The organism is Streptomyces humicola, assembly GCF_024436035.1.
Classification (GTDB): Bacteria; Actinomycetota; Actinomycetes; order Streptomycetales; family Streptomycetaceae; genus Streptantibioticus_B; species Streptantibioticus_B humicola.
This window is the reverse complement of the sequence record NZ_JANFNG010000015.1, coordinates 38,365-51,299: the sequence shown is the minus strand read 5'-3', so window position 1 is coordinate 51,299 and position 12,935 is coordinate 38,365. Positions and strand designations below refer to the sequence as shown.

The following is a 12,935-nucleotide window of genomic DNA, read 5'->3' as shown; positions in this document are numbered from 1 at the left end:
CGTGGTGACAGTCGTCGTGGGGAAGGGGACCTGTTTCAGGCTATTCCGGGAAATACGGATTCGCACGTTTTGGGCAGAGATCTATGGCCAAAGCTCCGGCGCTACCTGGGTAGCAGCACGGTGCGGTGCGGTGCCGCTCCAGCACTCTCCGCCGACGTGCACGCGGCGATGACGGTGGCGCCGGCCTCGGCCGTACGACGCAGCGCCGACCACATGCGCACCCGCGCGGCCGCGTCGAGTCCGGCGTCGGGATCGTCGAGGCGCAACGCATCACCGGCAGGGCGCAACCGCTCGGCGAGGTCACGCAGCAGCGAAGTGCGACGAGCTCCCGGTGGGCCGATGACAACGAGGAGTTCACCGGTGAAGGCTGACGAACGGGCGCCTTCTGAGGCGGCAGTTGCGGTGGCCATAACCACAGATCTACCAACATTCAGGGCAATTGACGCCTCGGCGCACCGGAACGCATGACATCGATCGGGCCGGCCGTTCCAGATGTCCAGATGTGTGGGTGCGGCCGGCTCCCTCGCCGGCCGCACCCACAACGTCAGGCTCTCGCGAGGGCACTCACGCGCCGCGCAGCACCGCTCCGGTGCGCTCGGCGGCCGCAGCGACCGCCGCGTCGCGGGCGGCCGACGTCTCCTCTGCCGTCAACGTGCGGTCGGGGGCGCGGAAACGCAGCGCGTAGGCGAGCGACTTCTTGCCCTCACCGATCTGTTCGCCGGTGAAGATGTCGAACAGCCGCAATGATTCGAGGAGTTCGCCCGCGCCGTCGCGCAGCGCGGACTCGACCGCGGCGGCCGGCACCGAAGCATCCACCACCAGTGCCACGTCCTGCGTCGCCACCGGGAACGTCGAGACGCGCGGCGCCACCAGCGCCCCCGTGCGGGCGCGCTCCAGCAGCTCCAGGTCGAGCTCCATCGCCGCCGTGCGCTCCGGCAGGCCGAGCGCCTTGACGACCCGCGGGTGCAGCTCGCCGGCGTGGCCGACGAGGGTCTCCTCGCCGTCGACTCGCACATGAAGCGCAGCGCAGCGGCCCGGATGCCACGGGGCGTACTGGGCGCTGGAGACGGTCAGTTCGACGCCCGCCTCACGGGCGACCGTGCGGGCCGCCTCCACGGCGTCGGCCCAGCCCGCGGGGCGTCCCTGACCCCACCAGCCCGCCTGCTCGCGCGCTCCGGCGAGCACCACCGCGACGTGGCGCGGCTGGTGCGGCAGTGCGGCGTCGAGGGCGGCGATCTCCTCGTCCAGCGGCCGGCGGTCGACCGGGAGCCGCGGCGGGGCGGGCTCCTCTCCGCTGGGCAGGAAGACCAGGCCGGTCTCGAACAGCGCGAGATCGCGGTTGCCCCGCCCCTCGTTGCGCCGCAGCGCACCGAGCAGCCCCGGCAGCAGCGTGGTGCGCAGCGCGGGCTCCTCGTCGGAGAGGGGGTTGAGGAGGGTGACGGTACGGCGGCGCGGGTCACCGGCGTCGATGCCGAGCTGGTCGAAGACCGCCTCGCCGAGGAACGGGTACGTGGGTGCCTCGACATAACCGGCTCCCGCGAGCGCGCGGCCGATGCGGCGCAGCAGCCGCTGCGACTCGGTGAGGCCGCGGCCCGGCGGGACGTTCGGCAGGGTGGACGGCAGCGCCTCATAGCCTTCGAGCCGGATGACCTCCTCGGCGAGGTCGTTGGGCTCGCTGAGGTCGGGGCGCCAGCTGGGCACCGTGACCACGAGCTCGTCGGAGCCGTACACGTCGCAGCCGATCTGCTGCAGGCGGCGTACCACGGTCTCCCGGCCGTACTCCATGCCCGCCACCTTGTCCGGGTGGTCGGCCGCCATGGAGACGGTGCGCGGCGCGGACGGCGAAATGATCTCGGTGACCCCGGCCTCAGCCGTGCCGCCGGCGAGCAGCACCAGCAGGTCGACGGTGCGCTGGGCCGCGGCCGAGGCGGCCTCCGGGTCGACGCCGCGCTCGAACCGCTTGGACGCCTCGGAGATCAGCTTGTGGCGGCGCCCGGTGCGCGCGACGGCGACCGGGTCGAAGTGCGCCGCCTCGATGACGACTTCGGTGGTGCCCCGCACCTCGCCGGTCTCCTCGTCGCGCACGGCGTCGGCGATCTCGGTGTGGGCACCGCCCATCACGCCGGCCAGGCCGATCGGTCCGGAGTTGTCGGTGATCACCAGGTCCTCGGGGTCGAGGACGCGCTGCACACCGTCGAGGGTGGTCAGCTTCTCGCCCGGCTGGGCACGGCGCACGCCGATAGGGCCGTCGAGACGGTTCTTGTCGTACGCGTGCAGCGGCTGGCCGAGTTCGAGCATGACGTAGTTGGTGACGTCGACGGCGAGGGAGATCGGCCGCATCCCGGCCTTCTGCAGGCGCCGCTGCAGCCAGATCGGAGAGTGCGCCTCCAGGTCGAGTCCGGTGACCGTGCGCGCGGTGAAGCGGTCGCAGCCGACGGGGTCGGAGACCTTGACCACGTAGCCGTACGGGTTCGGCGGGGGAACATCGAGCAGCGCCGGGTCGCGCAGCGGCAGCCCGTAGGCGATCGCCGTCTCGCGGGCGACGCCGCGCATCGACAGGCAGTAGCCGCGGTCGGGGGTGACGGCGATGTCGAGGACCTCGTCGACGAGTTCGAGCAGCTCGATCGCGTCGGTGCCGGCCTCGTGCTCGGGCGGCAGCACGATGATGCCGTCATGGTCGTCGCCCAGGCCCAGTTCGCGGGCCGAGCAGATCATGCCCTCGGAGACGCGGCCGTAGGTCTTGCGCGCCGAGATCTCGAAGTTGCCCGGCAGCACACCGCCGGGCAGGATCACGACGACCTTGTCGCCGACACGGAAGTTGGTCGCACCGCAGACGATGTTCTGCGGCTCGCCGGTGCCTCCCCCAGAGCCTCCGGCCTGGGAGGTACCCCCCGCGGTGCCGACGTCCACCTGGCAGTACCGGATCGGCTTCTTGAAGCCCGTCAGCTCCTCGATGGCCAGCACCTTGCCGACGACGAGCGGGCCCTTGAGCCCGGCGCCGAGTTGCTCGACCCTTTCGACTTCGAGGCCTGCGTCGATGAGCTTGGCCTGCACGTCGCGGCCGGTCTCGGCGGCCGGCAGGTCGACGTACTCCCGCAGCCAAGAAAGCGGGACCCGCATCAGATCTCCATCCCGAACGGCCGGGTGAAGCGCACGTCACCCTCGACCATGTCTCGCATGTCTTCGACGTTGTGGCGGAACATCAGCAGTCGTTCGATGCCGAAGCCGAACGCGAAGCCGCTGTACTTGTCGGCGTCGACGCCGCAGGCGGTCAGCACCCGGGGGTTGACCATCCCGCAGCCGCCGAGCTCGATCCAGCCCTCTGAGGAGCATGTGCGGCACGGGTTGTCGGGGTCGCCCACCGACGCGCCGTGGCACACATAGCACTCCATGTCCATTTCGGCGGAGGGCTCGGTGAAGGGGAAGTAGTTGGGGCGCAGCCGGGTCTTCAGGCCCTCTCCGAACAGGGAGCGCACCATGTGGTCGAGGGTGCCCTTGAGGTCGGCCATGGTCAGGCCCTCGTCGACGGCGAGCAGCTCGACCTGGTTGAAGACGGGGGTGTGGGTGGCGTCCAGTTCGTCGGTGCGGTAGACGCGGCCCGGGCAGATCACGTAGACGGGCGGCTCGCGGTCGAGCATCGAGCGGATCTGGACCGGGGAGGTGTGGGTGCGCAGCACGACGTCGCCGGAGTCGCCGGGGCCGAGGCCGTCACCGAGCCGGGTGCCGTCCCCGCCGCCGGTGTTGACGAAGAAGGTGTCCTGCATCGTGCGGGCGGGATGGTCCTTCGCGATATTGAGGGCGTCGAAGTTGTACCACTCCGCCTCGACCTCCGGGCCCTCGGCGACCTCGTAGCCCATGGCCACGAAGACGTCGGCGATGCGGTCGGCCAGGGTGGTGAGCGGGTGCCGCGCGCCGGCCGGGACGCGGTCGTAGGGAAGCGTGACGTCGACTGCCTCCTCGACGAGCACACGGGCGTCGCGCTCGGCCTCCAGTTCCTCCTGGCGGGCGGCCAGCGCCTTGTTCACCGCGCCGCGGGCCTGGCCGACGCGCTTGCCCGCGTCCGCCTTGGCGTGCGGCGGCAGGGCGCCGATCTCGCGGTTGGCGAGCGCCAGCGGGGAGCGGTCGCCGACGTGGGCAGCCTTCACCTCGCGCAGCGCCTCCAGGTCGGGCGCGGCGGCAATGGCGGCGACCGCCTCGTCGCGCATGCGCTCGATCTCTTCAGGTTTCAGTGCCTCGACCTCGACAGGGTCGTACGACTTATTGGGTGCCGACATCTCTTCCCGTACTTCCGGTGGTGTGAGCGCGGTCGGGCCTGCGCCAAGGCCTGCGCCAAACGCCGAGTCTAATGGGCGGGCGACCGCGCCCGGCCCGATGATCACGAGCTGGTCACCGAGCGGGGACGGTGGACGACTGAAGAAGCCCGTCGGGAGGGGTCAGGCCAGGAAGGCCGGAGTCCCGACGGGCAGGATAAATCGGAACTGGGCGCCGCCGCCCGGGGCGCGGCCCACCGTGATCGTCCCGCCGTGCGCCTCGACGATGCCCTTGACGATGTACAGGCCCAGCCCTGTGCCTCCGCGCTTGTTGCCCCGCCAGAAGCGGGTGAAGACGCGACTCATCGACTCCTCGGGGATGCCGGGGCCTTCGTCGCTCACGGTGACGGCCGTTCCTTCCGTGCCGGGCTTGCCGGACGCGCCAGGCAGCACATCCGGGGTCACCTCAATGGTGACCCTTCCTTCGCCGTGGCGCACCGCGTTTTCCAGCAGGTTGCCGAGCACCTGGTCGACCTTGTCGGGATCGGCCCACAGGGCGGGCAGCCCGCGGCCCACGGCGACGTCGAAGCGCTCGCGGGGGATGCCGGCCGCGATCCGGGCGTCGACGTGGCGGCGGACGGCGACGGCGATGTCGACGGGCTGGCGGCGCACTTCGAGGCGCCCGGAGTCGATGCGGGAGATGTCGAGGAGCTCGGCGATGAGCCGGGTGACACGGTTGGCGTCGGCGTCGACGGTCTCCAGCATGACCTTCTTCTGATCGTCCGTGAACCGCTCCCACTTGGCGAGGAGGGTCGCGGTGAACCCCTTGACGGAGGTGAGCGGCGAGCGCAGCTCATGCGCAACGGTGGCGATCAGCTCGGCGTGGCTGCGTTCGGTACGCCGGCGGGCCTCGGTGCCGCGCAGGGCGATGACGAGACGCCGCACCGGGCCCGCGGGCTCGTCGCGCAAGTACCGGGCGGTGACCAGCACCTCGCGGCCGCCGGGCAGCAGCAGATTGCGCTCGGGCTGGCCGACGCGGGTGGCGAGCCCGTGATACGGGTCGGTCAGCGCCCACCAGCGCCGGCCTTCGAGGTCCTCCAGGGGCAGCGCTCGCTCGATGGGCAGGCCGATCGCCTCGGCCGGGCGCAGGGTGGTCAGACGGGCGGCGGCGGCGTTGAAGCAGATGACACGGCCGTGCTCGTCGGCGATCACCAGGCCGTCGGGGAAGTCGTCGGGGGTCACACCCAACCCGGAAAGGCCGGGTGCGGGCAGGCCGCAGGGATCAGTGGTGTCGGCGGTGGTGGTCGTGGTGCCGGACGTCGTGGTCTTCATCCCCGTACCCCCTCTCGGGCCCGGCCCGCCACATTACTAGCTGGAGGTCACGCTGCGGCACCCTCCGGGAGCACGCTGCGCACGGGCGGATGCGTAGAGACAGACGGCGGCGGCGGTCGCGAGGTTGAGGCTCTCTGCCTGCCCGTGGATCGGCACGCGCACCACCGCGTCGGCGAGCGCGCGCGTCTGCTCGGGCAGGCCCCACGCCTCGTTGCCGAAAATCCAGGCGGTGGGCCCGCCCATCGTCCCCTCGTCGAGCTCGGCGTCGAGGTCCCGCTCCCCGGCGCCGTCGGCGGCGAGCACCCGCGCGCCCGCGGCGCGCAGCCCCGCCGCGGCCGCCTCGACGGGCACACCGACGGCGACCGGCAGGTGGAAGAGGCTGCCCACGGAGGCACGGACGGCCTTGGGGTTGTACAGATCGACAGAGGCGTCGGTGAGGACGACGGCGTCGGCCCCGGCGGCATCGGCGCAGCGCAGGACCGTGCCGGCGTTCCCGGGGTCGCGCACGTGCGCGAGGACGGCGACGAGCCTGGGTGCAGACCGCAGGATCTCCTCGAACGGCGAGTCCAGGAAGCGGCAGATGCCGACGATGCCCTGCGGGGTGACGGTGTCGCAGATGTCGGCGACGACCGCCTCGGTCGCGATGAACACCTGGGCGCCCGCGGCGCGGGCCGCGGCGAGCAGCTCGGCGTGGCGCTCTGCGGCTTCGGGCGTCGCGTAGAGCTCGATCAGCGTCCGGCCGGTGCCGCCCCGGTGGGTGACGGCCTCGCGGACCGCCTGCGGGCCCTCGGCGATGAACCGGCGCTCCTTGCCGCGGAAGCTCCGCTTCGCCAGCCGCCGGGCGGCGGTGACGCGCGGGGATCGCAGGGAGGTCAGCTCGGGGCTCGCCATGGCGTGATGCTCGCTTCGGGATTCGGATCGGTGCGATCGGCGCGGTGTCGGACAGCACACGGACCCGCAGGCTTGGGCCTGCGGGTCCGGAACGCTGACGAGCTTCAGGCGGCCTTCGGCGCGTTGACGTCGCTCGGGAGCGCCTTCTGGGCCACCTCGACGAGCGCGGCGAAGGCGTTCGCGTCGTTGACAGCGAGCTCGGCGAGGATCTTGCGGTCCACCTCGATGTTGGCCGCCTTCAGACCCTGGATGAAGCGGTTGTAGGTGATGCCGTTGGAGCGGGCAGCGGCGTTGATGCGCTGGATCCACAGCTGACGGAAGTCGCCCTTGCGCTTCTTACGGTCGTTGTAGTTGTAGACGAGGGAGTGGGTGACCTGCTCCTTCGCCTTGCGGTACAGGCGGGAACGCTGACCGCGGTAGCCGCTGGCCTGCTCGAGGATTGCCCGGCGCTTCTTGTGGGCGTTCAACGCCCGCTTGACGCGTGCCACTTCGTAACTCCTTGTAGGGGACCGTGGTGGTACTCACACGGTCCAAAGCGAATGGGTCCCGGTTCGGATGGCGCGCCCCGGTCGGGGCGCGGCCGTCACTTGCCGAGAAGCTTCTTGATCTTCTTGGCGTCGGCCGGGGCCATCTCGGCGTTGCCGGTCAGGCGGCGGGTGAGCCTCGACGACTTGTGCTCGAGCAGGTGGCGCTTGCCGGCCCGCTCACGCAGCACCTTGCCGGAGCCGGTGACCTTGAACCGCTTGCTCGCACCGCTGTGCGTCTTGTTCTTCGGCATGGCGCCGTTCGTCTCCTCGTCGCTGGCCCTCCCGTACGCGCCGGTTGAGCGCGCACGGAGAGCGTCAGTACTGCATTACTGCACTGCATTGCTGCACTGCGTCACCCGGAGCGGTGCCCCGGGCCTCTTGATGGGCGGTGCCTCAGTTGGCCTCGGCGGGAGCGCTGTTCTGCTCCTGCTTCGGCTCCTCCTGCGGCTGGCGACCGGCCTTGCGGGCGGCCTGCGCCTCGCGGGCTTCGGCCATCGCCTCGGTCTTCTTCTTGTGCGGACCGAGAACCATGATCATGTTGCGGCCGTCCTGCTTGGGGTTGGACTCGACGAAGCCGAGCTCCTGGACGTCCTCCGCGAGGCGCTGCAGCAGCCGGAAGCCCAGCTCGGGGCGGGACTGCTCGCGGCCTCGGAACATGATCGTGATCTTGACCTTGTCGCCCTGCTTGAGGAACCGGACGACGTGACCCTTCTTGGTGTCATAGTCGTGCGGGTCGATCTTCGGCCGGAGCTTCATTTCCTTGATGACCGTGTGCGCCTGGTTCTTGCGCGCCTCACGGGCCTTCATGGCCGACTCGTATTTGAACTTTCCGTAGTCCATGAGCTTGCACACCGGCGGGCGGGCAGTGGCTGCCACCTCGACCAGGTCCAGGTCGTACTCCTGGGCAAGCTCCAGGGCCTTGGCAAGCGGCACGATGCCGACCTGCTCGCCACTGGGACCGACGAGTCGCACCTCAGGGACGCGAATCCGGTCGTTGATGCGGGGCTCGGCGCTGATGGGGCCTCCTCGGTTGCACCACGCGGCCGCCTGGCGGACAGCCGCGCATGGTCTTCACTGGTGACCCCGCACATCGGGACGTGAAAAACGCCCCCGTGCGGGACACAGGCGGGGCTCCTCTCAACCGGGAGCACCGCCGCGCATATTCCGCGGGGGCGCATCGGGCAGCCACCACATCGTGTGACAGGGTTACTGCCTGACCGGACCCGCCGACCCGTAGGCCGGTCAGGTGGGAGTCGGGAGCTCCACTTGCGGGCCGGGCACACTGGTGTCCGGCCGGTCGATCTCCAAGCATAGCAGTGTCCGGGCGAAGGGAGTAATCGTCCGAATGGGGCCTATCGTGTGCGTCATGAGCGACGACACCTCCTCCACCGGCAGCACCCCGGACTTCGACACCATGACCCGAGACATCGCCGACGTCCCCGCGGTCGAGGTGATCACCACCGTGGCGGTCCACCTGATGAGCGCGGCGGCGGTGAACCTGGGGCTCGCCGAGGAGGGGGCGGACCACAAGGACCTCGACGAGGCGCGCAAGCTGATCACCGCGCTGGCGGGCCTGGTCACGGCCGGCGCCCCGGAGATCGGTTCCTACCACGCCGGTCCGCTGCGCGACGGGCTCAAGTCGCTCCAGCTGGCGTTCCGTGAGGCATCGGTCGTGCCGGACGAGCCGGGCCAGGGTCCGGGCGAGAAGTTCACCGGCCCGGTACTCGGGCGCTAAGGCCGCTAAGGCCGGGGCTCGGTACGGCTGAAGAGCGGCTCGCCCGGCATTCGTACGCCGTCGGGGAGCAGCGCCAGGTCGAGGCCGCGCACGAGTCGCGCACGCAGCGCCTCGTCAGCGGCGAGCGCCGTCGCCACGCGCCGTGCGACGGCACCCACCTCCTCGGTGGAATCGATGACCAGTCCGACCGTGCCGTCCGTCGTCCTGTCGCTGCTCGCAACCAGGTGGGCGCGGAGCACCCTCGGCTCGGCGGCGACCACGTCGCGTACGGCGCCGGCGACGGCAGGGTCGGTGAGCGGGTCGAGGCGGTCGCGTCCCGAGGCGAGTGCGTGCAGCGCCGGCCCGGCGAGCGCGTAGGTGACCGGCCCGGCCATGTCGATCAGCAGCGTGTCGGCCTGCTCGTGCGCGAGGGCCTGCAGCGCCTGGTGCAGCGGTACGGCGACGGGCCGGGCGTCGGCGCGCCAGCGCGCCAAGGAGTCGGTACAGGTGAATGCGGGCAGCGCCCGCCGGCCGTCGGGCGCCTGGATGGTCGGCACCGCCATCTCGCTCGTCTTCTCCCGGCGCAGCCCGTCCGGCCCCTTCTCGGACTCGCCGAGCACGGCGACCACCGGCACCAGGAGCCGCGCGCCCGGCAGCGCCGCGAGCACTCCGGCTTCCGCTGCGTCCCCGGCGGGATCGGCGGCGTAAGCGGAGAGCGCAGCCGCAAGGCGGGGGTCGGCGGTTCCGTCGTCATCGGAGAAGCCCGGGTCCGGGATGTTCTTTCCTGCCACCGCACGAGCGTAGCGGCCGGCCGATCCGCCGTTTTCTCACGGGGTCTTCATCTTCGGCTCAGCACTCACGCAGATGCGCTGCGTAACGTTGCACCCCATGGGGAAGGACAGACCTGGCGGTTCGCGGCGTCGCGCAAGGGGCATGCGCCGCACCGCCAGGTCGACGGCGAGCGCCTGCGCGGTCACGGTGATGCTCGCGGTGAGCGCCCTCGCGGGCGCGGAGTTCGTCAAGGCGCAGTCGCGTGCGCAGGGTCTGGTGATAAGCGGCCCCGCCGAGTACACGACCAGCAAGAGCGCGGAGGCCGGCGAGATGGACGCCGCGCTGGCCCGGGCGGTGGGCTCCATGGATACGCACGGCGCCGTCGTGTCGGTCGCCGTCCTGGACACGGTGACGGGTGACGGCGGGGTGTACGGGCGCGGCGCGTACGACACCGCGAGCATCGTCAAGGTCGACATCCTCGCCGCGCTGCTGCTGCAGGCGCAGGAAGCGGGACGTTCCCCCACCGACGAGGAGCGGGGCTACGCGGCCGCCATGATCGGGCGCGGCGACGACGGCGCGACGACCGCACTGTGGAACGGCATCGGCGGCGCCCCCGGCCTCGACGCGGCGAACCAGCGGCTCGGCCTGACCGGCACCCGCGGCGGGCCCGGCGGGATGTGGGGATTGACGCGGACGACCGCGGCCGACCAGGTCACGCTGTTGCGTGCGGTGTTCGGCGACGACTCCGAACTGAACGTGGCGTCGCAGAAGTACGCCCAGGGGCTGTTGGACCGGGCGGCGCCTCCGAATCAGGGCTGGGGCGTCTCGGAGGCGGCGGACGACGCCTCGCGCAGCGCCGCGAAGAACGGCCTGATGCAGCGGACCTCCACGCAGTTGTGGGACATCAACAGCATCGGGCGGGTCGAGGCCGACGGGCGCGGCGTGCTGATCGCCGTGCTGTCGAGCGGCAATGCCTCACGCGCCACCGGCACGTCGCTGGTGGGGAGCGTTGCGCAGACCGCCGTGCAGGCGATCCTCAGCTCGTAGACCACGGCTGACCGCTGACGCGGCTCACGCGCAGCCGGATCGCCGCGGTGGCCGAGATCAGCACCGCTCCGGCGATCGCACAGCCCAGATCGATCCACGGTCCCGCACCGATGCCGGACGAGGCCTGGGCGTGTACCGGCTGCGGCCCCGGGCCGAAGTACTGCTTGGCGTACGCGGCGGGTGCGGGCGCCTCCGGCTGAGGTGTCAGCCTTGCGGCCGCCTGCAGCGCGGCGACGGGGTCGATCATGCCGTAGCCGACGTCGTCGTTGCGCCCGCCCGGCGGGTTGTCGGTGGCGGTCTGTTCGAGCACCTGCTTGATCTGGGCGGGGCTGAGGCGGGGATCCGCCGAGCGGATGAGCGCGACCACTCCGGAGGCGTAGGCTGCGGCGGCGCTGGTGCCCCACCCTTCGTAGTACTGGCGGTCGGGGTCGGCGATCACCACGTCGACGCCGGGCGCGCCGACCGCCGCGTACCAGCGGGAGGTCGAGAACGCGGCCCTCCTGCCGTAGCGGTCGAGCGCGGCGACGGCGATGACACCCGGGTAGGCGGCCGGGTACGAGGCCGGGTCGCCCTGCTGGCCGCTGTTGCCGGCGGAGGCGACGACCACGATGCCCTTGGAGAGCGCGTACTGGATGGCGTTGTCCTCGTCCGCGTCGGGATGAGCGGACTTGCTGTCGTCGCCGAGCGAGAGGTTGATGACGTTCGCGCCGTGGTCGGCAGCCCAGCGGATGCCCTGCGCGAGCGCGCCGCCACGGGTGTCGCGGGCACGCTGCCGCTGCGGGTCGGTGTCCTCCAGGATCACCCGCACGGGCAGGATCCTCGCCTCGGGCGCGATGCCCATCACGCCGTCGCTGCCGCCGGGACCGTGGCCATGGCCTGCGATGATGCCCGCCATGGCGGTGCCGTGCCGGGCCCAGTCGCCGTCGCCCGGCTTGGCGCCGAAGCCGATCAGATCGGTGCCGGGCAGCACCTGCCCGGTCAGGTCCGGGTGGCTGCCGTCGACCCCGGTGTCCAGGACGGCGACCGTGACGCCGCGCCCCCTGGAGGTCTGCCAAGCCTGCTGTGCGTCGAGCACCTGCAGCGGCCACTGCTGGTCGCGGATCGAGTCGGCGAACGCCGCCGGGGCGCCCGGGAGCAGCACGGTGACGACGGCGGCGAGAGCGCAGAGCAGGGCGGTGGCGGCGGTACGCGCCGGACGCGGGACACGGACGGGCGCCACCGTCGCCCGAAGGGCGTCCGTTGAGGGTGGTGGTGGGAGACGGGTGGGCGTCATCGGGCGGCTCCGGCGCTGGACTCGTGGAGCGCGGCCCGGGTGGCGGCCACGAGGCGCTGTTCGATCGCGATGGTCAGGCCGCGGGCGTCGTACCCGAGTCCTGCCTGGGCGGGCGCGCTGGTGGCGCCCTGGATGGTGGCCGCGGCGGCGGGTTGGGGGTCGGTGACGGTACGGCTGTCGGCGAAGCCGCTCACCGCGTAGACGACCGCGGGCAGCTCGTTCAGGATGTCCACCTGCCAGCTCGCGCGCTGTGCGAGGCCGAATCCCGTCGAATCCGTACCGGGGAAGGCGACCGGACGGGGCATCAACTCGGCGTCCTGGCCGAGGTGCTGGGCCCTCCATGCGGCGCTGAGGCGGGCCATCCCAGCCGGGTCGGCGCGGGTGATGAGCAGACCGACGGTGGTGACGTCGCTCGATGTGGAGTCGGTGTACGTGGCGCGCACCAGCCGCCGGCAGCCGACCGGCGCGAGCGTCTTCGCCAGTGCGGGGTCGAACGCGCCGTCGCAGTCGCTGTCCGGTGCGACACCGACGCGGGTCCAGGTGCGGTCGGCGCCGCCCGGCCCGGCGCCCGGGCCGTTCACGGTGGGCGGGAAGAGCGTGTCGACGGGGACGTTGTGCCACAGGTCGTGGGTCACGGCGTAGGCGGCCGTGGTGGATTGGGCGGCCGGTTGTGCGGAGGCGGGGTAGCCGCCTATCGAGTACCCCGCGGCCGCACCGATCAGAAGGCCCATTCCTACCACCAGGCACACTCCGGCCACGGCCCTGCCACGGGCCACGCGCCGCTGCACCTCGGGGGGCAGGGTCGCGTGCGGGGACGGCGGGGTGTAGCGCGGCCGCGGTCCCGGCGGGACGGCATACGGCGCGGCCGTCGGCCGGTAGGCCGGCGGCATCGGTGGCATCGGTGGAAACGGGGGCGGCGCAGGGGGTGTCAGGGGCGGGTGAGGCCGGCCGGTCGGTCCCTGGCGGCCGGGGAATCGCCGTCCGCCGCCGTCGACTCCGGTGCCCACCCGGTGCCCCCTCCTGCCCAGCGCGTACACGCCTCACGACGTGGCCATCATGCCCGGTCCCGACCGCGGGGACCCGGTTCGACGGCCACTCTACGGTGTGTGACTGTGCGCGCGTCCGGCAGT

Annotated in this window: 13 protein-coding genes; 2 read left to right on the top strand and 11 right to left on the bottom strand. The window is 71.9% G+C overall.

Annotation, left to right across the window (positions count from 1 at the left end):
• Window positions 1–101: 101 nt before the first annotated feature.
• The 8 genes from NGB36_RS19385 to infC all read right to left on the bottom strand — a co-directional run bounded on the left by NGB36_RS19385 (window position 102) and on the right by infC (window position 8,017).
• A complete protein-coding gene (locus NGB36_RS19385; protein ID WP_255921600.1) occupies window positions 102–410 on the bottom strand; it encodes an ATP-binding cassette domain-containing protein in 309 nt (102 codons plus the stop codon).
• Between the two features lie 154 nt (window positions 411–564).
• Window positions 565–3,120, bottom strand: a complete 2,556-nt coding sequence (gene pheT / locus NGB36_RS19380) for a phenylalanine--tRNA ligase subunit beta (protein ID WP_255921599.1) — start codon at window positions 3,118–3,120, stop codon at window positions 565–567.
• A complete protein-coding gene (pheS, locus tag NGB36_RS19375; protein WP_255921598.1) occupies window positions 3,120–4,274 on the bottom strand; it encodes a phenylalanine--tRNA ligase subunit alpha in 1,155 nt (384 codons plus the stop codon). The genes pheT and pheS overlap by 1 nt, the downstream gene beginning before the upstream one ends.
• Before the next feature lie 159 nt (window positions 4,275–4,433).
• Window positions 4,434–5,582, bottom strand: coding sequence for a sensor histidine kinase (locus tag NGB36_RS19370; RefSeq protein WP_255921597.1), 1,149 nt, complete (start codon window positions 5,580–5,582; stop codon window positions 4,434–4,436).
• 36 nt (window positions 5,583–5,618) lie between these two features.
• Window positions 5,619–6,473 carry a TrmH family RNA methyltransferase gene (locus NGB36_RS19365; RefSeq protein WP_255921596.1) on the bottom strand — a complete coding sequence of 285 codons (855 nt, stop codon included), beginning with the start codon at window positions 6,471–6,473 and terminating at the stop codon, window positions 5,619–5,621.
• Between the two features lie 104 nt (window positions 6,474–6,577).
• Window positions 6,578–6,961 carry a 50S ribosomal protein L20 gene (rplT, locus tag NGB36_RS19360; protein ID WP_255921595.1) on the bottom strand — a complete coding sequence of 128 codons (384 nt, stop codon included), beginning with the start codon at window positions 6,959–6,961 and terminating at the stop codon, window positions 6,578–6,580.
• 95 nt (window positions 6,962–7,056) lie between these two features.
• A complete protein-coding gene (rpmI, locus tag NGB36_RS19355) occupies window positions 7,057–7,251 on the bottom strand; it encodes a 50S ribosomal protein L35 (protein ID WP_125499424.1) in 195 nt (64 codons plus the stop codon).
• 142 nt (window positions 7,252–7,393) lie between these two features.
• Window positions 7,394–8,017 carry a translation initiation factor IF-3 gene (gene infC / locus NGB36_RS19350; RefSeq protein WP_255921690.1) on the bottom strand — a complete coding sequence of 208 codons (624 nt, stop codon included), beginning with the start codon at window positions 8,015–8,017 and terminating at the stop codon, window positions 7,394–7,396.
• Between the two features lie 349 nt (window positions 8,018–8,366).
• Here infC and NGB36_RS19345 point away from each other — a divergent pair, with 349 nt between their 5' ends.
• Window positions 8,367–8,735, top strand: coding sequence for a DUF1844 domain-containing protein (locus tag NGB36_RS19345; RefSeq protein ID WP_255921594.1), 369 nt, complete (start codon window positions 8,367–8,369; stop codon window positions 8,733–8,735).
• Window positions 8,736–8,740: 5 nt separating this feature from the next.
• Here NGB36_RS19345 and NGB36_RS19340 read toward each other — a convergent pair whose 3' ends face one another.
• Window positions 8,741–9,505: an SseB family protein gene (locus NGB36_RS19340; RefSeq protein ID WP_255921593.1), complete on the bottom strand. Its 765-nt coding sequence runs from the start codon at window positions 9,503–9,505 to the stop codon at window positions 8,741–8,743.
• 142 nt (window positions 9,506–9,647) lie between these two features.
• On the opposite strand from NGB36_RS19340, the gene NGB36_RS19335 reads away from it, so the two are divergent.
• Window positions 9,648–10,532 carry a serine hydrolase gene (locus NGB36_RS19335; protein ID WP_255921592.1) on the top strand — a complete coding sequence of 295 codons (885 nt, stop codon included), beginning with the start codon at window positions 9,648–9,650 and terminating at the stop codon, window positions 10,530–10,532.
• Here the strand turns inward: NGB36_RS19335 and mycP are convergent.
• Window positions 10,522–11,805 carry a type VII secretion-associated serine protease mycosin gene (gene mycP, locus NGB36_RS19330; RefSeq protein WP_255921591.1) on the bottom strand — a complete coding sequence of 428 codons (1,284 nt, stop codon included), beginning with the start codon at window positions 11,803–11,805 and terminating at the stop codon, window positions 10,522–10,524. The two genes, NGB36_RS19335 and mycP, sit on opposite strands and share 11 nt — an antisense overlap.
• Window positions 11,802–12,704 (bottom strand): hypothetical protein, encoded by a 903-nt coding sequence (locus tag NGB36_RS19325; protein WP_255921590.1) that lies wholly within the window; start codon window positions 12,702–12,704, stop codon window positions 11,802–11,804. Before NGB36_RS19325 ends, mycP begins: the two co-directional genes overlap by 4 nt.
• Between the last annotated feature and the right edge of the window lie 231 nt (window positions 12,705–12,935).